General features: G+C 72.6%; 21 protein-coding genes and 1 pseudogene. 11 read left to right on the top strand and 11 right to left on the bottom strand.

The annotated features are described in order from the left end of the window. Positions 1 to 5: 5 nt before the first annotated feature. Positions 6 to 779, bottom strand: a complete 774-nt coding sequence (locus tag AMK16_RS01685) for a DUF72 domain-containing protein (RefSeq protein ID WP_073907566.1) — start codon at positions 777 to 779, stop codon at positions 6 to 8. 226 nt (positions 780 to 1,005) lie between these two features. On the opposite strand from AMK16_RS01685, the gene mscL reads away from it, so the two are divergent. Then, positions 1,006 to 1,449, top strand: a complete 444-nt coding sequence (mscL, locus tag AMK16_RS01680) for a large conductance mechanosensitive channel protein MscL (protein ID WP_073907563.1) — start codon at positions 1,006 to 1,008, stop codon at positions 1,447 to 1,449. A gap of 18 nt (positions 1,450 to 1,467) precedes the next feature. Here the strand turns inward: mscL and AMK16_RS36920 are convergent. The 5 genes and pseudogenes from AMK16_RS36920 to AMK16_RS01660 all read right to left on the bottom strand — a co-directional run. Further along, positions 1,468 to 1,572: pseudogene (locus AMK16_RS36920) on the bottom strand (glycoside hydrolase domain-containing protein); the annotation flags it as partial. Between the two features lies 1 nt (position 1,573). Then, the gene (locus tag AMK16_RS01675; RefSeq protein WP_073907559.1) at positions 1,574 to 2,392 is read right to left on the bottom strand and encodes a glycosyltransferase family 2 protein; all 819 of its coding nucleotides are present in this window, start codon (positions 2,390 to 2,392) and stop codon (positions 1,574 to 1,576) included. Further along, the gene (locus tag AMK16_RS01670) at positions 2,377 to 3,390 is read right to left on the bottom strand and encodes a glycosyltransferase (protein WP_073907556.1); all 1,014 of its coding nucleotides are present in this window, start codon (positions 3,388 to 3,390) and stop codon (positions 2,377 to 2,379) included. Before AMK16_RS01670 ends, AMK16_RS01675 begins: the two co-directional genes overlap by 16 nt. Further along, positions 3,387 to 4,454 carry a glycosyltransferase gene (locus AMK16_RS01665; RefSeq protein WP_073907553.1) on the bottom strand — a complete coding sequence of 356 codons (1,068 nt, stop codon included), beginning with the start codon at positions 4,452 to 4,454 and terminating at the stop codon, positions 3,387 to 3,389. The genes AMK16_RS01670 and AMK16_RS01665 overlap by 4 nt, the downstream gene beginning before the upstream one ends. Beyond that, the gene (locus AMK16_RS01660) at positions 4,454 to 5,566 is read right to left on the bottom strand and encodes a glycosyltransferase (RefSeq protein WP_073907550.1); all 1,113 of its coding nucleotides are present in this window, start codon (positions 5,564 to 5,566) and stop codon (positions 4,454 to 4,456) included. Before AMK16_RS01660 ends, AMK16_RS01665 begins: the two co-directional genes overlap by 1 nt. Positions 5,567 to 5,914: 348 nt before the next feature. Between AMK16_RS01660 and AMK16_RS01655 the strand changes: the two genes are divergently transcribed. Continuing rightward, entirely contained in the window at positions 5,915 to 6,142 is a 228-nt protein-coding gene (locus tag AMK16_RS01655; protein ID WP_073907547.1) for a DUF6479 family protein, read from the top strand. Between the two features lie 15 nt (positions 6,143 to 6,157). Here AMK16_RS01655 and AMK16_RS01650 read toward each other — a convergent pair whose 3' ends face one another. Next, on the bottom strand, positions 6,158 to 6,550 hold the full coding sequence (locus tag AMK16_RS01650) for an ATP-binding protein (RefSeq protein ID WP_073907544.1): 393 nt from the start codon (positions 6,548 to 6,550) through the stop codon (positions 6,158 to 6,160). 351 nt (positions 6,551 to 6,901) lie between these two features. Between AMK16_RS01650 and AMK16_RS01645 the strand changes: the two genes are divergently transcribed. From AMK16_RS01645 to AMK16_RS01630, 4 genes are all read left to right on the top strand, one after another. Continuing rightward, positions 6,902 to 7,705 carry an alpha/beta fold hydrolase gene (locus AMK16_RS01645; RefSeq protein ID WP_073907541.1) on the top strand — a complete coding sequence of 268 codons (804 nt, stop codon included), beginning with the start codon at positions 6,902 to 6,904 and terminating at the stop codon, positions 7,703 to 7,705. Beyond that, a complete protein-coding gene (locus AMK16_RS01640) occupies positions 7,705 to 8,991 on the top strand; it encodes a PP2C family protein-serine/threonine phosphatase (protein ID WP_199885325.1) in 1,287 nt (428 codons plus the stop codon). Before AMK16_RS01645 ends, AMK16_RS01640 begins: the two co-directional genes overlap by 1 nt. Continuing rightward, entirely contained in the window at positions 8,988 to 9,359 is a 372-nt protein-coding gene (locus AMK16_RS01635) for an STAS domain-containing protein (RefSeq protein ID WP_073907535.1), read from the top strand. The genes AMK16_RS01640 and AMK16_RS01635 overlap by 4 nt, the downstream gene beginning before the upstream one ends. 195 nt (positions 9,360 to 9,554) lie before the next feature. Next, positions 9,555 to 10,874: an aldehyde dehydrogenase family protein gene (locus AMK16_RS01630; protein WP_073907532.1), complete on the top strand. Its 1,320-nt coding sequence runs from the start codon at positions 9,555 to 9,557 to the stop codon at positions 10,872 to 10,874. A gap of 291 nt (positions 10,875 to 11,165) precedes the next feature. On the opposite strand, the gene AMK16_RS01625 is transcribed toward AMK16_RS01630, so the two are convergent. After that, a complete protein-coding gene (locus AMK16_RS01625; RefSeq protein ID WP_073907529.1) occupies positions 11,166 to 11,444 on the bottom strand; it encodes a GlsB/YeaQ/YmgE family stress response membrane protein in 279 nt (92 codons plus the stop codon). Between the two features lie 224 nt (positions 11,445 to 11,668). Between AMK16_RS01625 and AMK16_RS01620 the strand changes: the two genes are divergently transcribed. Then, complete coding sequence (locus AMK16_RS01620; RefSeq protein WP_073907526.1) at positions 11,669 to 12,175, top strand: carboxymuconolactone decarboxylase family protein; 507 nt, start codon at positions 11,669 to 11,671, stop codon at positions 12,173 to 12,175. Positions 12,176 to 12,258: 83 nt separating this feature from the next. On the opposite strand, the gene AMK16_RS01615 is transcribed toward AMK16_RS01620, so the two are convergent. Next, complete coding sequence (locus AMK16_RS01615) at positions 12,259 to 12,852, bottom strand: MarR family transcriptional regulator (RefSeq protein WP_079191248.1); 594 nt, start codon at positions 12,850 to 12,852, stop codon at positions 12,259 to 12,261. Between the two features lie 114 nt (positions 12,853 to 12,966). On the opposite strand from AMK16_RS01615, the gene AMK16_RS01610 reads away from it, so the two are divergent. After that, the gene (locus AMK16_RS01610; RefSeq protein WP_073907523.1) at positions 12,967 to 13,527 is read left to right on the top strand and encodes a quercetin 2,3-dioxygenase; all 561 of its coding nucleotides are present in this window, start codon (positions 12,967 to 12,969) and stop codon (positions 13,525 to 13,527) included. 163 nt (positions 13,528 to 13,690) lie between these two features. Beyond that, entirely contained in the window at positions 13,691 to 15,055 is a 1,365-nt protein-coding gene (locus AMK16_RS01605; protein ID WP_079191247.1) for a serine hydrolase domain-containing protein, read from the top strand. An 80-nt stretch (positions 15,056 to 15,135) separates the two neighbouring features. Here AMK16_RS01605 and AMK16_RS01600 read toward each other — a convergent pair whose 3' ends face one another. Beyond that, on the bottom strand, positions 15,136 to 15,627 hold the full coding sequence (locus AMK16_RS01600) for a MarR family winged helix-turn-helix transcriptional regulator (protein WP_073907519.1): 492 nt from the start codon (positions 15,625 to 15,627) through the stop codon (positions 15,136 to 15,138). Positions 15,628 to 15,701: 74 nt separating this feature from the next. Here AMK16_RS01600 and AMK16_RS01595 point away from each other — a divergent pair, with 74 nt between their 5' ends. Next, positions 15,702 to 17,822 (top strand): MMPL family transporter, encoded by a 2,121-nt coding sequence (locus AMK16_RS01595; protein ID WP_073907515.1) that lies wholly within the window; start codon positions 15,702 to 15,704, stop codon positions 17,820 to 17,822. Between the two features lie 135 nt (positions 17,823 to 17,957). Then, positions 17,958 to 19,346, top strand: coding sequence for an FAD-dependent oxidoreductase (locus AMK16_RS01590; protein ID WP_073907511.1), 1,389 nt, complete (start codon positions 17,958 to 17,960; stop codon positions 19,344 to 19,346). 67 nt (positions 19,347 to 19,413) lie between these two features. Here the strand turns inward: AMK16_RS01590 and AMK16_RS01585 are convergent, their stop codons facing one another. Then, entirely contained in the window at positions 19,414 to 20,424 is a 1,011-nt protein-coding gene (locus AMK16_RS01585; protein WP_199885324.1) for a glutathione S-transferase family protein, read from the bottom strand. Between the last annotated feature and the right edge of the window lie 82 nt (positions 20,425 to 20,506).

Below are 20,506 nucleotides of genomic sequence, written 5' to 3'. Positions count from 1 at the left end.
TGGGCCTACGGGAGCGGGCGGTCCCGGCCGTCCGGGGGAGCGGCGCCGGCGTCGTCCCCGAGGAGACGTCGGAACGTCCGGGCGTCGACGACGGCGGCCCCGCCGTGATCGTTGTTGAAGTAGGCGTAGACGTCGCAGCCGGCCGGCGGCCACGCCTCGGTGATGCGCCGGACCCAGGACGCCAGGGCCGTCCGGCCGTACCGGGGCGCGGGCCGGGCCCGCCCCTCGTGGAAGCGGACGTATCCCCAGTCGGTCGTCCGCCACAGCGGAGTCACGGGCCGCGAACCCCGGTCGGCCCAGCACAGGGCGGCCCCGCGCGCGGCCAGCACCTCGCGCACCTCGGGGATCCACCACGACTCGTGCCGCGGTTCGACGGCCACGCGCGTACCGCAGGGGAAGCAGGCGAGGCAGGCGTCCAAGCTCCGCGCATCCGCCTTCAGGGTCGGCGGCAGCTGGAGCAGTACCGGTCCCAGCCGGTCGCCCAGTGCGCCGGCGTGTTCCATCAGCCGGTGCACCGGCTCCTGCGGGTCCCGCAGGCGCTTGATGTGGGTCAGGAAGCGGCTCGCCTTCACCGCCATCACGAAGCCGGGCGGAGTGCGCGCGCGCCACGCGGCGAAGGTCTCCGGGGTGGGCAGGCGGTAGAAGGCGTTGTTGCTCTCGACCGTGGGGAAGTGCTGCGCGTACTCCTCCAGCCAGAGCCGCTGCGGCCGGCCCTGCGGATAGAGGATCCCGGCCCAGTCGCGGTACTGCCAGCCGGAAGTGCCGACGAGTACCGGCATGACGCGCTCACCTCCCGGTCGGACCGCTGTACCTTCCTCCCCCCAGCATGGTCGGGATCCGCCGGGCGCGCATCGACGCTGCTCGTCCCCGTGACCGCGTCGCGCACCCGCCCGCCGTCAGGCCGCATCGACGGCCGGACGCCGGGCACCCGAGTGGGAAGGGACGGCCGCCCCGGGCCGTCCCCCGTCCACGCCCCACCGCGTGGCCCGCCCAGGAAGGACACCCGTGAAAGGCTTCCGCAGCTTCATTCTGCGCGGCAACGTCGTCGACCTGGCGGTCGGCATCGTCATCGGAGCGGCGTTCACCGCCGTGGTCAACGGCTTCGTCGGTGCGTTCCTGACCCCGCTGGTCGGGCTCGCCACCGGAGTGACCGGCGACGTGAGCCGCAAGACCTTCACGATCGGGGGCACGCAGTTCCCGTACGGGGCCTTCGTCAACGCGGCGATCAGCTTCCTGCTCCTCGCAGGCGCCCTGTACTTCCTGGTGGTCCTGCCCATCAACAAGCTCCACGAGCGGCTCGCCCCCCACCAGGACGTCCAGGCACCCAAGCGTGACTGCCCCGAATGCCTCAGCCCCGTGCCCGCCCTGGCCCGCCGCTGCGCGTCCTGCACCGTCGAGCTGCCCGCCGTGCCGGCCCAGGCCCGAACCGAGACCCAGCGCGTCGGCTGAGACCGGCGGCGCACGGACCTACCTGGCGATGACCGCCACCGGGGCGTCCCAGGCGTCGCGGTCGACGGTCAGGGTGACACCGCCCCGGGTCTCGGTGCTGTTGACCGCGTACTGATGGGCCCGGTCAGGCCGGCTTGTGCCAGTGGTCGGCCGCCGCGTCGTAGGTGACGAGGCCCATGCGGGCGAAGTCCCGGAGCCACCCGGTCATCGGCCACGAGCCCCAACGGTGCTTGTAGAGGGCCCCGTTGCGCAGGATGTCGTCGAGGTGCCCGACCGGCGGCACCTGCACGGGGTGGTACTGGTGGTAGGCGGGCGCCCCGCCGACCCACCACAGGTCCACGCCGCGGTCAGCGGCCGTGGCGGCGAAATCGGTGTCCTCGCCGCCGTAGCCGGTGTACCGCTCGCAGAAGCCCCCGATGCGCTCCCACGTGGGCGTGGCCAGGGCGAAGGAGAGGGACCAGAAGAGGTCGTGGTCGCCTCCCCGCAGGATCTGCCCGTCGGCCGGCGCCGGCCGCGCCGGATGAGGTGAGGCGAGGGTTGCGAGGGTGCCGAGGCGGTAACCGCCGGGCGGCGCGGGCGGCAGGTAGGACACCGATCCGCACAGCAGGGCGCCGGGCCGGGCCGCGCGGGCGTAGCGGTCCACCAGCGTCGCCGCGGGTACGCAGTCCACGTCGAGGAAGACGAGGAGTTCGGCTCCGGCCGCGACGGCCGTGCGGGCTCCGGCATTGCGGGCTGCGGCCAGCGGCAGCCGTCCCTCGTGCAGGGGCACGTCGATGACCCGGGAGGGCAGTGCACCGGCCGCGGTCACCTTCCGGACCTCCGGGTCTCCCATGGACACGACGACGTAGTGGTCGGGCAGGCGGCTACCGGCGGCCAGCGCCTCCTGCTGGAGGCGCAGATGGCCGTGCCTGCCCGCGACCAGCGTGATCACCGCGGTCCGCACGCCGCCTCCCGTTCCGTGCCGCGAGCCGCCAGACCGGTGAGCAGGTGCGCTGCCCGCAAGGCTCCGTCCCCGCTCGACCACAGGCCCCAGCGCTCCCCGTCCACGGCGGCGGCGCGCGCCAGCACCCCGGGCCAGGCCCGGGCGGACGGCCAGGTGTCGCAGACCGTGGCCAGCCCCGCCGCGCGCAGGGCGCGGGCCGTGGCGTGCTGCTCCCCGTGGGGCCGGCTCTGCGGGATGACGACCGCCGGCACCCGGGCGGCGGCACATTCCGCGATCGCGTTCTGCCCGGCATGGGTGACGACCACCCGCGCCCGGCACAGCACCGGCCAGGGATCCTCGGTCCACCCGGCGCCCGGCCCTCCGAGGACGGTCCACTTCCAGTCCGGCGTCGCGGCCGCCGCATCGGCGAGGTCCTGGCCGGTCACATCGGCGCCGCCGCCGCCGAGCATCACCACCACTTCCCTCCCGTCCGGGGGCCGCCCGGGCCGCTGCCTCGCGTCGTAGCGGGAGATCGCGCCGGTGTGGTGGACCTTGTCCCGCCAGTGCCCGGGCCAGCCCGGCTCGGGTGCGCTGCGGGGCCACGGGGCGAACAGCGCGTCCGCCAGGTCGTAGGCGAGGCGGTGCGCCGCGTCCCGCCGGTCGCCCCGCATGGCGGCGACCACCACGGGGGTGCCCATCAGCCGGGCCAGGGTCGCCGCTTCCACGGAGACGTCGCTGACGAACAGCGCCGGGGCCTCGCGCCTGATCCAGTCGGCGATCAGTCCCATCCGGTCGCGCAGTCCCGCGTGGTGCACCGGAGCCCAGTGCAGGCGCCCCCCGGCGGTGGCGTCCGTGGGCCGGGCCGTCGTGTCCAGGGGCAGGTCGATCCACGGCCCGTCCCAGGAGTCGGGGCGCGTGAGGGAGGACAGGACGGTGACGGGCGTCGTCAGGTGGGCGGCGATGCACCGCGCGCGGTGCAGGTGGCCCTTGCCCTGGTGGTGGACGTAGTAGCCGATCACCGGGCCACCTCCTCGTAGAGGGCGGTGTAACCGTCGGCCATGACGTCGAGGGAGCAGAACGTCTCCGCTCTGGCACGGGCTGCCCGCCGGTCAAGGCGCATGGCCAGGGGGACGAGCTCGGCGAGCGCCCCCACGTCTCCGGCCGGTGCGAGCAGCCCGCACTCGGAGGTGACGATCTCCGCCAGCGCACCGCGGTCGAAACCGCAGACCGGGGTGCCGCAGGCGAGGGCCTCGGCGACGACCAGGCCGTACGGTTCCCCCCAGGTCGGGGTGACCAGTGCCGCCCCGGCCGCACCGAGCAGCCCGGCGAGTTCGCGCCGGCCGAGATGGCCGACGTACACGGCGTCGTCGCACAGCAGGGGCACGACCTCGTCCTCGAAGTACTCCCGGTCCCCGATCGGGCCCGCCAGCCTGAGGGGGACGCCCGCTGCCCGGGCCGCGGCGATCGCCAGGTGAGGCCCCTTCTCCGGCACGAGACGGCCCGACCAGACGAGGGTGTCCCCGCCGGGCCCGACGGGCCACAGGCGGGTGTCGATGCCGTTGCGCACGACCCGGGCGGCAGGCACGGTCGGCCGCCAGGCGGCAGCCGTGAACCGGCTGACGGCCGTGAAGGTGACGGGGCAGGAGTCCTGCGCCTGGATGGCCGATTCGAGCCAGGGCGTGGGCGGCGTGTGCAGCGTGGTCACGACCGGCACGCGCACGGCGGAGGCCATGGCCACCGGCAGGTAGTGGAGGCTGTTGTTGTGCACCACGTCGAAGCGGTGCTCGCCGTCACGGGCCAGATCCAGCATCAGCCGCAGGTAGGCGTGGTGCTCGTCCATCCAGCGCGCATCGGGCATGCTGACGTCCGAGCGGGCCGCGCTGCTCAGGTTCGGGCGGCTCACCGGCAGCTCACGGGCTCCGAGGGCGGGGTCGGAGCCGGGCGCCGCGAACAGTTCGACCTCGTACCCGCGCCGTCGCAGGGCGTGCGTGAGCGCCCAGGTGTGCGCTTCGAGCCCGCCCGCGAACGGCTCCCGGATCGGAAAGCGGCTGGAAGCGAGCAGCGCGACCCGCAGCGGCCTCATCACCGCAACAGGCCGGTGTAGAGCCTGCGGTGCGCCGCGGCCACCGCCCTGCGTTCCGAGGTGCGGGCCCGCGCCGTCGCACGAGGGGCGGGCCGCTCCCGGTGGGCGGTGAGCACCGCGGCGCGCAGCGAGTCTTCGTCCAGCCCGGCCTCCTGCGTGTGCCCATAGGTCAGGCACGGCCGCTGCTCGGCGTAGAAACCGCAGCTGGGGGCCGCGACCGCGGTGCCGAGGTCGTGGCAGGCCTCCAGCCACCCGGAGTGCGTACCGAAGGTGTAGGGCAGCACCGAGAGGTCCAGGCCGGCCAGGTAGTCCCACAACGCGCCGTCGTTGAAGTAGTCGTGGACCGACAGGCGCAGCCGGCCCCGGGAGGCCAGTTCCTCCAGAGCGGCCACCAGCTCGGGCGCGTACGCGGAAGCCCGGGGGTCGAAGACCTCGCGGTGCACGTTGACGAGCAGTTCGGCATCCGGCAGGTCGGCGACGGTCTCGGCCAGCACGCCCACGACCGGCAGGACGGCCATGTTCGGCCGCAGGCTCTTGGCGTGCACGCCCACCGTGAAGCGGCCGCGGCCGGGGCGGGGCCGTTCGAGTCCGGACAGTTCCACGACGTGGGGGTGGGGCAGCACGGTGGCCGTGCGGTTCCAGCGTTCGGCGATGAGCCGGGCGGCGCCGGGGGTGAGCGTGATGAGCTCGTCGGCGGCGGGGACCAGCACGTCGAGCGCGGCCTCGTGGACGGCGGGGTCGGGCTGGTGCGGGTTGCGCAGGTCGTGGACGGTGTAGACCAGCGGTTTGCCGTGGCGTCGCAGCGCGGCCGTCAGCGCGCCCAGCCGGCGCGGGTGCTCGGCGTCGAAGCCGAAGTGCAGGTGGAAGACGTCGAAGTCCCGGTGGTGGGAGTTCACCCAGTCGGGGTCGAGCATGACCGGGGGCCACCAGCGCTGGGAGGTGCTGGGCGCACCGAGGGGGCGCGGGTCGGTGAGCCGGACGATCCCGTCGTCGGCGCCGGGCGCCGAGCAGTGCCGGACGTACACGTGCCCGGCGGGCACGGACGCCACGCGTACGGCGGCGCTGCGGCCCGCCGGGTCCGCGGAGGCCCGCTGAGCTGTCTGCCCCTCCATGCCCGTCTCCTCCCATACGAAGGGCGGCCCGGCACGGCGCCCTGTGCCGCTCCAGTCTCACGACGGTCGCCGGTACGCGCACGTCGGGCGGCGCCCGTCGGGCGGCGCGCACCGCACGGTGCTCGGGGCGTGCCCCCCCCGTGTCCCGGCCCCCGGGAAGGCGCGCGGCACCGCGTCGCCGGGCGGTGGCCGGCGCCGCCGAAAGGGGTTTGTCTGATCCTCCGAAGATCCAGGCCGGCGGGGTGGCCGCGAGGGCGCGGGGTATCCGCGGCACAGCCGGTTCATCACCATCCCCGCCGGGCGGGGCAGATGGACGAGAAAGACATGATCGGGAATGGTGGACATCGCATGATCTTCAATATCCTGGCGGCCGGCGACAAGGAGACCGGGCCGATGTTTCTGATCATCGTGGGGGTGGTCGTCGCGGCCCTCCTCCTCGGTGGATTCTGGTGGGGGAGCCGCCGTGTGTCCCGCCGCCGCCGGCCGTCCGCGACCCCCGCCGACCGGCCGCAGCCGCGACAGGACTCCTGGCAGACGCCGGCGGACGACCCGGAGCAGGGAAGCCCGAGGCCGTGAACCGACAGCGCGGGGCTACCGGGGGAGCAGGGCGCGTACGGTCTTGCCGCCTCCGAGCCCCGGCGTGACGATGGTGGCGCGGGCGAGGTCGTTGACCATCTGCCAGCCGAACCCTCCGGTGCCGCCGGTGAGGTCCGGGGTGCGCAGCCGGGGCGCGTCCGGGCTGGGGTCCTCGACCGCGACCTCGATGGTGCCGGGATGCGCGGCCAGGTGGAGCGTGTAGGCGCCGCCACCGTGCCGCAAGGCGTTGGTGACGAGTTCCGACACGACCAGGACGACGGTGTCGGCCTGCTCCGGGGTGACCGCCGGCCGCGAGAGCGCGGCGAGGAAGGCCCGGGTGGTCCGGCGCGCGTCGGCGAGGGAAGGGGCCGGACGGAGGGGCGGGACCTCGGCGCTCATCATGTCCATCCGCCCGCTCCTGGTTCCTCGCTCGTCATTCCCGTCCCTGTTCGACCCGGGCGTTGTGCCCCGGTTCACCACCCGTCAACCCGCGGACCCCGGAATATTACCGAGAGGAAGACGGAAATCTATGCCGGCCAGGTGAGATAGTGCTGGACGGCGTGACCATGTTTTCTGTCACATTCGGGTTCGTCCCGCGATCCGCGCGGCGGCCGGGCACCGGCATGCCCCCGTCCGCCGGATCCGCCGTCCCCGCCCGGCTCGGAGGCGCGCGGCGCCGGCCGGGCGCGGGCACCCGGCCCCGGACGGCCGCGGCCCACGGCGGCGTGAGCGCCTCCGGGCAGGTGGCAGGATGGCCGGATGGACATCCTGCGCAGGAACAACGTGAACGTCACCGGTACGCCCGGCAAGCCCGTGGTCATGCTGGCGCACGGCTTCGGCTGCGACCAGAACATGTGGCGCCTCGCGGTTCCCGCACTGGCCGGTGAATTCCAGGTCGTCCTGTTCGACTACGTCGGATCGGGCGGCTCCGATCCGTCCGCCTGGAGCGACGAGCGGTACGCGTCGCTGGAGGGGTACGCCCGCGACGTCGTCGAGGTCTGCGAGGCCCTGGACCTGCGGGACGTGGCCTTCATCGGGCACTCCGTCAGCGCGATGATCGGTGTCCTCGCGGCGGCGGCCGCCCCCGACCGGATTTCCTCCCTGGTCATGGTCGGGCCCTCGCCGTGCTACATCGACGACGCCACCTACCGCGGCGGCTTCAGCTCCGAGGACATCGAGGAACTGCTCGAGTCGCTCGAATCCAACTACCTCGGCTGGTCGGCCGCCATGGCCCCGGTGATCATGGGCAACCCGGACCGCCCGGAGCTGGGGGACGAGCTGACCAACAGCTTCTGCGCCACCGACCCGGCCATGGCCCGCGTCTTCGCCCGCACCACCTTCCTCTCGGACAGCCGCGACGACCTGAAGTCGGTGGGCGTGCCGACGCTGGTGCTCGAATGCTCCCAGGACGTCATCGCCCCGCGGGAGGTCGGCGCCTACGTCCACGCCGCCATCCCCGGAAGCCGGCTGGTCACCCTGGACGCGACGGGGCACTGCCCCCAGCTCAGCGCCCCCGAAGCCACCACATCGGCCATCCGCACGTTCCTGCGGGAACTGCGGTGATGTGCCGCACCGCCCAGAACCCCGAGCGGCCCGAGGGTGAAGAGGCGGTGACCGACGCGGTGTTCTCCTCCTTGCTGGAGGACACCGCCGAGGAACTCTACGAATCGGCGCCGTGCGGCTACCTGTCCACCCTGATGGACGGCACCATCGCCAAGATCAACGGGACGCTGCTGGACTGGCTCGGCCTCACCCGCGAGCAGGTCGTGGGCCGCAGGCGCTTCACCGACCTGCTCACCGTCGGCGGCAAGCTCTACCACGAGACCCACTTCGCGCCGCTGCTGCGGATGCAGGGCAAGATCGGCGAGATCGCGCTGGAACTGAAGGCGTCGGACGGCAGACGGCTCCCGGTCCTCGTCTCCTCCACCCTGAAGACCAGCGGCGACGGCGAGCCGATGCTGATCCGCACCACCGTCTTCGACGCCCGTCAGCGCCGCGCCTACGAAGGCGAACTGCTCCGCGAGCGCCGGGTCGCGGAGGAGGCCCGCCGACAGGCCGAGGCCGACCGGGAGCGGCTGCGGGAGGCACTCGCGGTGCTCCAGCAGAGCCTGCTGCCCCCGGCCCTGCCGACCGTGCCGGGCATGGAGGCGGCCTCGTACTACCACACGGCCTCCGTCGACCGGCTCGGCGGAGACTTCTACGACCTGTTCCCGCTCGACGACACACGCTGGGCGTTCTTCCTCGGCGACGTCTGCGGCAAGGGCCCCCAGGCCGCCGCCGTGACCTCACTGACCCGCCACACCCTGCGCGCCGCCGCGCTCCACGATCCGAACCCCGTCGCCGCGCTGACCACCCTGAACACCGTGCTGCACGAGCGGTTCACGAGCGGCGATCCGCGCTACTGCACCACGATCTTCGGTGTCATGGAGCCCGGCACCGACGCCGGCACGGTCACCGTGCGCGTGGCGTCCGGCGGCCATCCCCCCGCCCTGATCGTGCGCGCCGACGGCGCCGCCGACTACCTCCCGACCCCCGGCGGTCTCCTCGTCGGGGTCCTGCCGGATCCCCATTTCACCGCCGCCGAGACCACGCTCGGGCCGGGGGACACCCTCCTGCTCTACACCGACGGCCTGACCGAGGCCCGTATCGGCGCCGAGCGCGAGCTCTACGGCGATGACGCCCTGCGCTCCTTCGCCGCCGGACTCACCCATCGCGGAGCGCACGAACTGGTCACTTCCCTGACCGAACTCCTCGACAGCTTCGGCGACGGTCTGGACGACGACACCGCGCTTCTCGCCCTCGGCGTGCCCCGGTCCCTCCTTGCTCCGCGAGAGCACGATCTGACATGAACACCCTGACGATCACCGCCCGGGACGCCCTCACCGGTCCCGTACTGACGATCGCCGGCGACCTCGACTACGACCAGGCCCCCAGGCTCCGCCAGTACCTGGAAGCCCTCAGCCTGGAACCGGGCCAGCGGCTCGTGCTCGACCTCTCCGGCATCCAGTTCTGCGACTCCAGCGGCATCACCGCCCTCATCCTGGCCCGCAACCGCGCCCTCGCCGCCCGCGCCGAGCTCGCCCTGGCCGCGGTCCCCGAGAACACCGCCCGCATCCTCCACATCGTCGGCCTGGACCAGGTCTTCACCATCCACCCGGATCTCGACGCGGCCACCGCGGCCACGGCGGGCGGGCCGGGCGCCGCCGGCTCCGCCTGACCCCATGCCGGCTCGACCCGGTGGGCCACGACGCCGTCTTCGCACAGGGCGCCGTGCCGGTCGATGCGTTTGGGGCGGAATAATCCGGCCAGACTGGTTGCTATATACATCGAATGCCGCGGCAGTGGCCCGCCCCGCCGTTCTCGACGGGGGTGCACTGCTGTCGGCGCCCCGTCGTTCCCCTCTGGAGTACACATGTCGCACCACCCCTCGGAACAGCCCGCGGACGCCGTCGCCCGGCTGCGCGCCACCTTCGCGACCGGCCGCACCAAGCCGCTCTCCTGGCGCACGCAGCAGCTGCACGCCGTGCGGTCGCTGCTGACCGAGCGGGGTGACGAACTGGCCGCCGCGCTCGACACCGACCTCGGCAAGAACCGCGACGAGGCCTACCGCACGGAGATCGACTTCGTGGTGCGCGAGATCGACCACACCCTGGAGAACCTCGCCGAGTGGCTCCGCCCGCAGCCGGCCGAGGTCCCGGAGCGCCTGAGCCCGGCGACCGCCCACACCGTGCTGGACCCGCTGGGCGTGGTGCTGGTCATCGCCCCCTGGAATTACCCGCTCCAGCTGCTGCTGGCTCCGGTGGTCGGCGCGCTCGCCGCGGGGAACTGCGTCGTCGCCAAGCCGAGCGAGATGGCACCCGCCACCTCCAAGACCGTGGCGGACCTCCTGCCCGTGTACCTGGACACGGACGCCGTCGTCGTCGTCGAGGGCGGCGTCCCGGAGACGACCGAGCTCCTGGCCCAGCGCTTCGACCACATCTTCTACACCGGGAACGGCACGGTCGGCCGCGTCGTCATGCAGGCCGCCGCCGAGCACCTCACTCCCGTGACGCTGGAACTGGGCGGCAAGTCGCCCGCTTTCGTCGACCGCGGCACCGATCTGGCCGTCGTGGCCGCCCGGCTGGCGTCGACCAAGTTCATGAACGCGGGCCAGACCTGCGTCGCTCCCGACTACGTCCTGACCGACCCCGAGACCGCCCGCGAGCTGGAGAAGGCGCTGGCCGAGGCGGTGCACGGGCTGTACGGCGACGACCCGGCGACGTCCCCCTCGTACGGGCGCATCATCAACACACGGCACTTCGACCGCCTCACCGGGCTGCTCGACTCCGGCCGCACGGTGGTCGGAGGCGCTCACGACCGCGCCCGGCGCTATGTGGCCCCCACGGTGCTCGCCGAGGTGGCGCCGGACTCTCCGGTGATGCGCGAGGAGATCTTCGGCCCCATCCTGCCCGTGGTCGAGGTGGCCGGGCTGGACGAGGCGATCGCCTTCATCAACGACCGGGACAAGCCGCTGGCCCTCTACGCCTTCACGGAATCGGACACCACGCGCGAGCGCCTCACGCGGGAGACGTCCTCGGGCGGTCTCGCGTTCGGGCTGCCGGTGGCCCATCTGACCGTCAGCGACCTGCCGTTCGGCGGCGTGGGGGAGAGCGGCACGGGCAACTACCACGGCCGTTACTCGCTGGCGACCTTCAGTCACCTCAAGGCGGTTCTGGACAAGCCGCTCGGCTGACACCGGGGAGACGCGGGGGCCGTTGACGCGGGCCCGCGCGTCTCCCGTCGGCTCCCCGGCCGGCGAGAGCCACCGTGCGCACGACGCGGCGTCGGCGCCGAGGGCGCGCGAGCCCCGCAGCCGCCCCGGTCGCCGTGACGGGTCCGCCGGCGGGTGGCCGGGGACGTCTGCTCCGTGGCTCGGACCCCCCATGGCGGTTCCCGGGTGACGGGAACGCAAAACGAACGGCTCCCCCAGCTGGAGGGAGCCGTTCGTTTTGCGCCGCGTCCTGCGCGGCGGCCGGGGCCGCGGTCAGGCGTGGCGGTGGTGACGCTTGTTGCCGGTGACCAGTCGGTAGACGGCGAGCAGGATCATGGAGCCGATGATGGCGGCGATCCAGGTGGAGAGGTCGAAGAAGCCGTCGATGGAGTCGACGCCGAAGATGACCTTGCCGAGCCAGCCGCCGAGCAGGCCGCCCGCGATGCCGATGAGCATGGTGATGATGATGCCGCCCGGGTCCTTGCCCGGCATCAGAGCCTTCGCGATGAGGCCGGCCAGCAACCCGATGAGGATCCAGGCGATGATGCCCATGATGCGTCTCCTACCTCTCGATATAAGGCTTGTGTCAAGGCTCGTATGCGCGGTCGCGGCAGTTCCAAACGTCCGCCGGACGGACGGCGTGCGACGCGGTAGCGGCGAGGCGGCCCCGGACCTTCCGCCGGTCGGACGTGAACGACTTCCTCCCACCGGTCACATTTCCGCGTCGCGATCCGTCAGGTCGGTGACAGCAACGAGCACGTCTTGAGGAGACAGTCATGGGAACGCGTTCGATCACGGCCGAGGTCCCGATGGTTCCGCGGATGACCGAGGACCCGGCCGAGCTGGTGCCCGAGCTGGCGGCGGTGTCGGCGGCGCTGTTCAAGGTCACCGGCAACCGGTCGGTTCCGCGCTCCACGATCAGCCTGCTGCAACTGCGTGCGGGACAGATCGTCGGCAGCACGTACCTGACCGTTCTGCACACGGGCTTCCTGCGCAAGGCGGGGGAGTCGCAGGAACGCATCACCTCGGTGGCTTCCTGGCAGGACTCGCCCTATTTTTCCGGCGCCGAGCGCGCCGCGCTCGCACTCGTGGAAGCCGTGCTCCAGCCGTCCACCCGGGGGGAGCGGGTTCCCGACGAGCTGTACGCCGAGGCGGCGGAGCACTACGAGTCCAAGGCGCTCGCCACCTTGATGTTTGCCATCGGGCAGGTCAACTTCTTCATCGCGGTGGCGCTCATCGCCAAGCCGGTACCGGGCCGCTCGTTCAGCGACCCGTGGAAGTGAGGCCGCCCGGCCCCGCGTGCTCCTGGTGACCCAGGACACCGGCGGCTCCGTCGAGGCGGCCGGCACGCCCCGGGGGCCGGCGCCTACCGGGGGTCTTCGGCCGGAGCGACGCCGGGCGTGACGCCGGGCGTGGCGTCGGGCCTGACGCCGGGCGTGGCGTCGGGTCTGACGCCCGGCGCGATGTCGGGCCTGACGCCCGGCGTGGCGTCGGGCCTGACGTCGGGCGCGGTGACCAGTGGCGGCTCCCCCCAGGGCTGGGTCAGTGCGCTCCGCAGGGCCTCGGTGGCGGCGGCGCCGATGCGGTCGGCGAGCACGTCCTCGATGACGGTGATCGTCGCCAGTGCGCGCCGATGGACGCGCGCCCCCTCGACGGTGACGCGGACCAGTGTGCTGCGCGCGGAAGCCGGGTCCGGCACCTGCTCCAGCAGGCCCAGGCCCACCAGGCTGTGCACGGCCTGGTGGGCGGTCTGCCGGGTGACGCCGATCCGGCGGGCGAGCTCGGCGATCGAGGTGCCCCCATCGTCGAGCGTGGCGAAGACGGCCGCCTGGGCGGCGCTCACCGGTTGTTCGTCCGCGGACCGCATGCCGGCGAGGAGCGCGTCCTCGAACCAGCGCTTGGCCTGGGTGAGCAACTGGGGAAGGTTCGGGGCGGGCTGGCTCACAACGGGCTGGCTCATGGTTCCTCGGGGATCAGGGGGCCTTGAGCATAGCCACCGGCCGAGCCGGGCCACCGGACCGCCTATCGTCAGGTAGCCTGACGATAGACTCGTCCCCCGCCCCGGAGGTTTCCCGTGACCATGGAGTTCGCCACCCCCTACCGCTCGCGCTCGCACATCCCCGCCGAACCGGGCGTGCCGTACTTCGTGGAGAAGGGCATGGGTGACCGCGCCCACCTGATCACCGACCTCGTCACGGTCTACGCCGGCGGCGAGCAGACCGAGAACACCTTCAACTTCTTCACCGTCGAGGGCCCGAAGGGCGAGATCATCCCGACCCACGTCCATGCGGACACCTACGAGGTCTTCTACGTCACCGACGGCGCGGTGCGCCTCTTCGTCGAGGACCTCCGGGGCGGTCGGCACGAACGGCTGCTCACCAGCGGCGACTTCGGCTTCGTACCGAAGAACTGCCCGCACGCCTACCGCATCGAGCGCCATCACAGCCGTGTGGTCGGGGTGGCCGCAGGCCCCGGGGCCACTTTCGAGCGGTTCTTCGAGAACCTCGGCGCCCCCACCGAGGAAGTCGGCCTGCCCCGGCAGCCGGTCGTCCCCACGCCCGAGAAGTTCCGCGCCGCCGAGGAGGCCTTCGACGTCCGCTACCTGCCCGGGCACCGGTGGCAGACGGGGAGCTGAGCCGACCGCGCCGACCCGGAGCCGGTCACACCCGAAGAGTGAATGGTAAAATCGTATGGTTTGTGGCGACCCTGTCGCTTCGACCTCTTCGGCCGTGCCGCGCCACCTCCCCGTCACTCGTGGCGCGGCGCAGGCCGCCGAGCACGAGGGCTGTGATGCCGGCATGAGGACCACCCCCGCTCGCGAAGACCGCCCACGCAGGAGCCGCAGTCGGACCGCGGCGCTGGCCCCGGGCGCGGCGCTGCTGATCGCGGTCTGCGGCACGCCCCTCGTGGCCCCCGCCGCGTCGGCCACGCCCACCGCAGCCGCGAAGGCCGCCGACCCCAGCCCGTCCCCGGAGGGTCCGTCGGCGTCGCCGTCGGCCTCGGCGTCGACTTCCGCCCTGAAGCCCATCGACCCTGCCGCTCTGCGGTCCGCGGTGGAGCGGGCCGTGCAGAAGCTGATGGTGCCCGGCGCGGTGGTCCTCCTGCGCACCCCGCAGGGAACCTTCCGTACGACCGTCGGCACGGCCGAGCTGGGCACGGCCGACGCACCCACCACGGCCGACCACTTCAGGATCGCCTCCAACACCAAGACCATGACCTCGGCGCTGATCATGCTCCTCGCCCAGGACGGCAAGCTCCGGCTCGGGGACCCGGTCTCCGACTACGTCCCCGGCGTACCCAACGGTGCGGGCATCACCATCGCCCAGCTGCTGAAGATGCGCAGCGGTCTGTACAACTACACCGACGCTCCCGAATTCTCCGCATCCCTGGACGCCGAACCCGCCAAGGCGCGGACACCGCAGGAGATGCTCGACATCGCCTTCCGGCGACCGCCGAACTTCGCGCCCGGCGCCTCCTACGAGTACTGCAACACCAATTACGTGCTGCTGGGGCTCGTCGCCGAGAAGGCGGGCGGCCGCCCGCTGGCCGAGCAGTTCCGCGACCGGCTGTTCACTCCGGCCGCTCTGGCCGGGACCTCCCTGCCCGGCATCCACGACGTGTCCCTTCCCACCCCCTATGCACACGGCTACATGTACGGCGGAACGGCCCACGCGATGGTCGACGAGCCCTACCCCGCGGGCGTACGGGCCGCGGCCCGCACGGGGAAGCTCAAGCCGCTGGACTACACCCACCAGAACCCGTCCTACGCCACCGCCGCCGGAGGCGTCGTCTCCACCGCGGACGACATGGCCACCTGGATCAAGGCCCTGGTGACGGGCAAGGTCCTGGGATCCGCCTGGCAGCAGCAGTGGCTGCGCAGCCCGCAGGCCGAGGACCCGGCCGCCCCCGAAGCCCAGAAGTACGGGTACGGCATCGCCCACCAGCGGTTCACCCCGAAAGCCGCCATGTACTACCACGGCGGTGAACTCCCCGGCTTCAACAGCTTCATCGGCCACGATCCGCAGAACGACGTCACCCTCGTCATCTGGACGAACCTGACGGTCTCCCTCGACGCGAAGGCCACGGCCATCGCCCTGCTGCCCACCGTCCTGAACCAGGTCTACGCCGGCCTCTCCTACCCCACCGTCACCGATCCCGACTAGCCGGCCGGATCATCCCGCCCCCGCCCCGCCGTCGTCCCGGAGGCAAGCCCCCGGCGGTGGCATGCGGAGCGGCGGCCCGGTCAGCGGCGGAGTTGTGAGAGCTCCTGGTTCATTTCGCTCAGGAAGCGGACCACGACGTGCAGTTCGTCGGGGGTGAAGCGGGCGCGTGCGGCGTCCGTGCCGCGGGCGAGGGGCTGGAAGTACTCACGTGCCAGCTTCCTGGCCCCCGCTGCGTAGTGGAGGTGCACGACACGGCGGTCGTCGAGCGCCCTGACCCGCCGGATGTGTCCGGCCTTCTCCAGCCGGTCGAGGCACGCGGTGACCGCCCCGGACGTCAGGTTCATCCGCGCGCGGAGGCGGCCCGGTGTCATGGGGCCCGCCTCGTCGTGGTCGGCGTCCAGCACCGCGATGAGCGCCTGGACGTCGGTGAGGTGCAGACCCTGAGCCTGCGCGAACTCCTGGGCGATGCGGTTGAACTCCGCGTTCATCCGGCGCAGCAGCACGGCGAAGGACGGGAGCCCGATCGGGTCGTCGGCCGACGGGGTCGGTTGGGGGGTGCCGTTGCTGCGCATGGCCCCATCGTAATATCTCTCGATGATTGAGATACTTCAGCGTTGAGTGAATGGGAACGGGCAAGGGATCGGACATGAGAAACACATCGCGCTGGGCGCGTTCGCTGCTGCCGCTGGCGCTCGTGGTGGTCTGGCTGGCCATCGGGGGCATCCTCGGCCCGTATGCCGGCAAACTGGGCGAGGTGGCCACGAACGACCGGGCCGCGTTCCTTCCGCAGCGCGCGGAGTCCACCAAGGCCCTGGAGGCCGGAGCGGCGTTCGACCGGTCGAAGTCCGTACCGGCGATCGTCATCTGGACGGCCGAGCCCGCGGGCCGTGTGACGAGCGCGCAGCAGGAGGCCGCCACGAGGGCCGTCGCCGGGCTCTCGGGCCGCCCGGGCACGGCGGCCCAACCGCCGTCCGCGGTCCTGGTCTCGGACGACGGCCTCGCTCTGCAGGCCGTCGTACCCCTCGCACCCGACCTGGGGGACGAACTGCCGGCCGTCTTGGACGAGGTGCGCGGGGCAGCCCGGCTGCCCGGTATGGCGGTACGGATCGCCGGGCCGGCGGCCACGCAGGCCGATCTTTCCGACGCCTTCTCCGGTATCGACGGGCTGCTGCTCGGCGTCGCGCTGGGCGCGGTCCTGCTCATCCTGCTCCTGGTCTACCGCAGCCTGCTCCTCCCGCTGGTGATCATCATCAGCGCGGTGTTCGCCCTGGGACTCGCGTGCGCGGTGGTGTACGCGCTGGCGGAACACGATCTCGTGCGCGTCGACGGCCAGGTCCAGGGCATCCTGTCGATCCTGGTGATCGGCGCGGCCACCGACTACGCCCTGCTGCTCACCTCGCGTTTCCGGGAGGAGCTCGCCGCTCGCGGCGATCGCCGGGGCGCGGCCGTGGCGGCCGCACGCCGCTCGGCCGGAGCCATCACGGCGAGCGCCGCCACGGTGGCACTGGGACTGCTCGCCCTCCTGGCCAGTGACCTGACCAACAACCGGGCGCTGGGGCCCGTCGGTGCGATCGGCATCGTCTGCGCGGTGCTGAGTACCCTGACGTTCCTGCCTGCCGTCCTCGCCCTGCTCGGCCGGACCGCGTTCTGGCCCGCCGCGCCGAAGCCGGCGGACCCGGCGCAGGACCGCGGGGTGTGGCACCGGGTCGCGGCACTGATCGACCGGGCCCCCCGGCGGGTGTGGGTCTCCACTTCCCTCCTGCTGCTGGTCCTGGCCGGGTTCTCACCGGCACTCTCCTCCACGGGTGTGCCGCTCGACGAGATCTTCGTCAACGACGCCCCCTCCGTCAGCGCGCAGCAGACCCTCGGCCGGCACTTTCCCGGAGGTTCCGGCCAGCCCGCGGTGATCATCACCGACGCCCGGCGGGCCGACGAGGTGCGGGCAGCGGCCGAGGACACCGACGGCGTGGCGTCCGCCGCGGCCAGGACCGCCTCAGGGCGGCCGGGCGGCGGGCCCCCGCTGGAGATCGGGGGCCGTGTCCGTATCGACGCCACCCTCGACGCGGCCGCCGACAGCGACGCCGCCAAGGATGCGATCAAGCACCTGCGGGAACGCGTCCACGCGGTACCGGGAGCCGATGCGCTGGTCGGCGGCTACACGGCCCAGCAGTACGACACCCAGCAGACCGCGGCACGTGACCGGGCCCTGATCGTGCCCATCGTGCTCGGCATCATCCTGCTGATCCTCGTCCTCCTCCTGCGCTCGGTCCTGCTGCCGGTCCTGCTCGTGGTGACGGTGGGGCTGAACTACCTGGCGACGCTGGGCGTTTCGGCCCTGGTCTTCGAGCACCTGCTCGGCTTCAGCGGAACGGACGCCTCGGTCCCGCTCTACGGGTTCGTGTTCCTCGTCGCGCTCGGCGTCGACTACAACATCTTCCTCATGTCACGGGTGCGCGAGGAGACCGCCGGACACGGCGTCCGCGCAGGCGTCCTGCGCGGGCTCACCACCACCGGCGGCGTCATCACCTCGGCCGGCATCGTCCTCGCGGCCACCTTCGCCGCCCTGATGGTGATCCCCCTCGCCTTCCTCGTCCAGATCGCCTTCATCGTGGCCTTCGGCGTGCTCCTCGACACGCTCGTCGTCCGCTCCCTGCTCGTCCCCGCCGCAGTGATCGACATCGGCCCCCGCGCATGGTGGCCCAGCCGCCTGGCCCACGGCGCGACGTCGAGCCCCGGCGGGACGAAGGGAACACCGCCGCGCGGCTGACGGTGTTGCCCGCCGAGGCCGTGACGGCGTTCGCGGTGACACCGCGCAAGGCGACGGCCGACGGCGATGCCGCATCTCGACCGGAGATCGCCAAGCAGTAGGCTCGTCCCGCAACACGACGCGAAGGGGAGCACAGTGGCGCGGGTTGCGGTCATCGGCGGGGGTATCAGCGGGCTCGGGACGGCGCTCATGCTGGGCCGGCGGGGCCACACGGTCACGTTGTTCGAGCAGGAGGCGCGGCAGGCCGGGGAGGACCTGGACCGGGACTTCTACCACTGGGGCAGGGCCCGGGTCCCGCAGGCCGTCCAGCCCCACTCGCTCCTCGCGCCCGTGCGCACCGTGCTGCGCGCCGAGACCCCCGATGTCTACGCGGACCTGCTGGCGCGCGGAGCCCGGGAGTACCACGAGTTCGACTGGTTCGGGGAACATCCGACGCACCGGGCCGGCGATGAGGACCTGGTGACCCTGCGCACCCGCCGCATCGTGCTGGAGGCCGCCCTGGTCGCTGCCGTGCGGCGGGAACGCACCGTGAATGTACGGCGAGGCTGCCGGGTGCGCGCCCTCGGCATGGAGAAGGGCCGGCCCGCCCGGGTCAGCCCCGCCCGGGTCACCGGCGTGCAGGTGGGCGCGGACACGCACCGGGCGGACCTCGTCATCGATGCGTCCGGCCGGCGCTCGCCGGTTCCCGCGTGGCTGATCGCGGCCGGCTGCCGCCCGCCCGTGGTCGACAGCCATCGCACCGGGCTCGCCTATCTGTGCCGCTGGTACCGCTTGCGCGCCGACGGGCCCCGGGACCCAGGACGGGTGAAGACCGGCTCGGCCGCACCCTTCGCGCTCGCCGGCGTCTTCCCTTCCGACAACGACGCCTTCGCGGTGAACCTGGTGCTCTCCACGGGTGATCCGACCCGTGGCGCGCTCACCGACCCCGCCGTGTTCGAGGCCGCCGCCCGCCGCTTCCCCGCCACCGCCGCCTGGCTCGACCTGGCGCCCGAACCGCAGTCAGCCGTGCTGGCGATGGCCGGACTGGACAACCGCTGGACCGCCCTCGCCGACGGCGCCGGACCCGTCGTCACCGGCCTGGTCAACGCCGGGGACAGCCTCATCCACACCAACCCCACCCTGGGCCACGGGGCCGCCCTCGGTCTGCGCGCCGCCCAGTACCTCGCCGCCCATGTCGACCAGATCGCCGCGGACCCCAGCGGTTACCACGCCTGGACTGCACACGCCCTCCGCCCCTGGTTCGACGCACAGGTGACGGCCGACCGCACCAACGAGCAGCGGCTTGCGGAGAGTTCACCGCTCTCGGACCGGCGGGCTGCCGCCCTGGCCGCCTGCGCCTTCGACGATCCCGTCATCATGAGGGCCCGAGCACAGGTACGCCATCTCCTGCGGCCGGCCCACGACGCCTACGGCACCGACGAAGTGGACCGACACCTCATCGCCTGGCTGGCGGCCCACCCGGACTTCTCACCACAGCACGACGGACCGACCCGGGATCAGTGGGACACACTCGTCTCCGGTTGAGCTCCCGCCCGCCACCTCACCGGCGTGGGCCGAGGAGCACACCTCGCCCGGCCCGGACCACCACGTCTCAGCGGGTCGGCGGCGTGTGGCCGGGCGGGACGGTCTCCGCCTGGCTGACGGGCCCGGGCGGCGTGCCGTCGCCGAAGGGGCGGCCGCCCAGGGCCTCGCGCCCGTGCGGTTCGAGCCAGCCCGACAGGTCCGGGCCGGCGGGGACGATCCCCGTCGGGTTGATGTCGTCGTGCACGAGGTAGTAGTGCCTCTTGATGTGCTCGAAGTCCACCGTGTCGCCGAAGCCGGGGGTCTGGAAGAGGTCCCGGGCGTAGGCCCACAGCACGGGCATCTCCGAGAGCTTCTGCCGGTTGCACTTGAAGTGCCCGTGGTAGACGGCGTCGAAGCGCACGAGCGTGGTGAACAGCCGCACATCCGCCTCGGTGACGGTGTCGCCGACGAGGTAACGGGACCGCTCGAGCCGTTCGGAGAGCCAATCGAGCCGGGCGAACAGGCGGCCGTAGGCCTCCCCGTACGCCTCCTGCGACCCCGCGAACCCGGCGCGGTACACGCCGTTGTTCACGTCCTTGTAGACCACCTCGTCCACCGCGTCGATCTCCGACCGCAGGGCGGGAGGGTACAGCGCGGGCGCACCGTCGCGGTGGTGGGCCGTCCACTCCAGCGACATGTCGATCGTCATCTGCGGGAAGTCGTTGGTCACCACCTTGCCGGTGGGCACGTCCACGATGGCCGGGACGGTGATCCCCCGGTCGTAGCCGGGTTCGCGGGCGAAGTACGCCTCCTGGAGCCGCTCGATCCCGAGTACCGGATCGCGGCCCTGCGGATCGAGGTCGAATCTCCAGCTGCGCTCGTCGTGCGTCGGTCCGGCGACCGCCATGGGCAGGGCCCGCTCCAGTCCGAGGAGGCGTCGCACGATGACGGCGCGGCCGGCCCAGGGGCAGGCGCGGCTCACCACCAGGCGGTAGCGTCCGGCCTCCACCGGGAAACCGTCGCGCCCGTCGGCGGTGATCCGGGTGGTGAGGTACCGGCTGTCGCGGGAGTACCCCTTGCCTGCGCTCACGTAGCTCATCCTGGCGCCCTACCCCGAGAACAGCGACAGCGAACGCCATAGACGGGACAAAACGCACGCAATGCCCAGTGATGCCCCGGCC

The organism is Streptomyces sp. CB00455 (assembly GCF_001905445.1).
Classification (GTDB): Bacteria; Actinomycetota; Actinomycetes; order Streptomycetales; family Streptomycetaceae; genus Streptomyces.
This window is presented reverse-complemented; position numbering and strand designations above follow the sequence as displayed.

Coding starts and splice junctions, on each gene's coding strand:
- AMK16_RS01685 (WP_073907566.1), bottom strand. CDS start 779: ATGCCGGTACTCGTCGGCACTTCCGGCTGGCAGTACCGCGACTGGGCC.
- AMK16_RS01665 (WP_073907553.1), bottom strand. CDS start 4,454: ATGAGGCCGCTGCGGGTCGCGCTGCTCGCTTCCAGCCGCTTTCCGATC.
- AMK16_RS01660 (WP_073907550.1), bottom strand. CDS start 5,566: ATGGAGGGGCAGACAGCTCAGCGGGCCTCCGCGGACCCGGCGGGCCGC.
- AMK16_RS01655 (WP_073907547.1), top strand. CDS start 5,915: ATGATCTTCAATATCCTGGCGGCCGGCGACAAGGAGACCGGGCCGATG.
- AMK16_RS01650 (WP_073907544.1), bottom strand. CDS start 6,550: ATGGACATGATGAGCGCCGAGGTCCCGCCCCTCCGTCCGGCCCCTTCC.
- AMK16_RS01645 (WP_073907541.1), top strand. CDS start 6,902: ATGGACATCCTGCGCAGGAACAACGTGAACGTCACCGGTACGCCCGGC.
- AMK16_RS01640 (WP_199885325.1), top strand. CDS start 7,705: ATGTGCCGCACCGCCCAGAACCCCGAGCGGCCCGAGGGTGAAGAGGCG.
- AMK16_RS01635 (WP_073907535.1), top strand. CDS start 8,988: ATGAACACCCTGACGATCACCGCCCGGGACGCCCTCACCGGTCCCGTA.
- AMK16_RS01630 (WP_073907532.1), top strand. CDS start 9,555: ATGTCGCACCACCCCTCGGAACAGCCCGCGGACGCCGTCGCCCGGCTG.
- AMK16_RS01625 (WP_073907529.1), bottom strand. CDS start 11,444: ATGGGCATCATCGCCTGGATCCTCATCGGGTTGCTGGCCGGCCTCATC.
- AMK16_RS01620 (WP_073907526.1), top strand. CDS start 11,669: ATGGGAACGCGTTCGATCACGGCCGAGGTCCCGATGGTTCCGCGGATG.
- AMK16_RS01615 (WP_079191248.1), bottom strand. CDS start 12,852: ATGAGCCAGCCCGTTGTGAGCCAGCCCGCCCCGAACCTTCCCCAGTTG.
- AMK16_RS01605 (WP_079191247.1), top strand. CDS start 13,691: ATGAGGACCACCCCCGCTCGCGAAGACCGCCCACGCAGGAGCCGCAGT.
- AMK16_RS01600 (WP_073907519.1), bottom strand. CDS start 15,627: ATGCGCAGCAACGGCACCCCCCAACCGACCCCGTCGGCCGACGACCCG.
- AMK16_RS01595 (WP_073907515.1), top strand. CDS start 15,702: ATGAGAAACACATCGCGCTGGGCGCGTTCGCTGCTGCCGCTGGCGCTC.
- AMK16_RS01585 (WP_199885324.1), bottom strand. CDS start 20,424: ATGAGCTACGTGAGCGCAGGCAAGGGGTACTCCCGCGACAGCCGGTAC.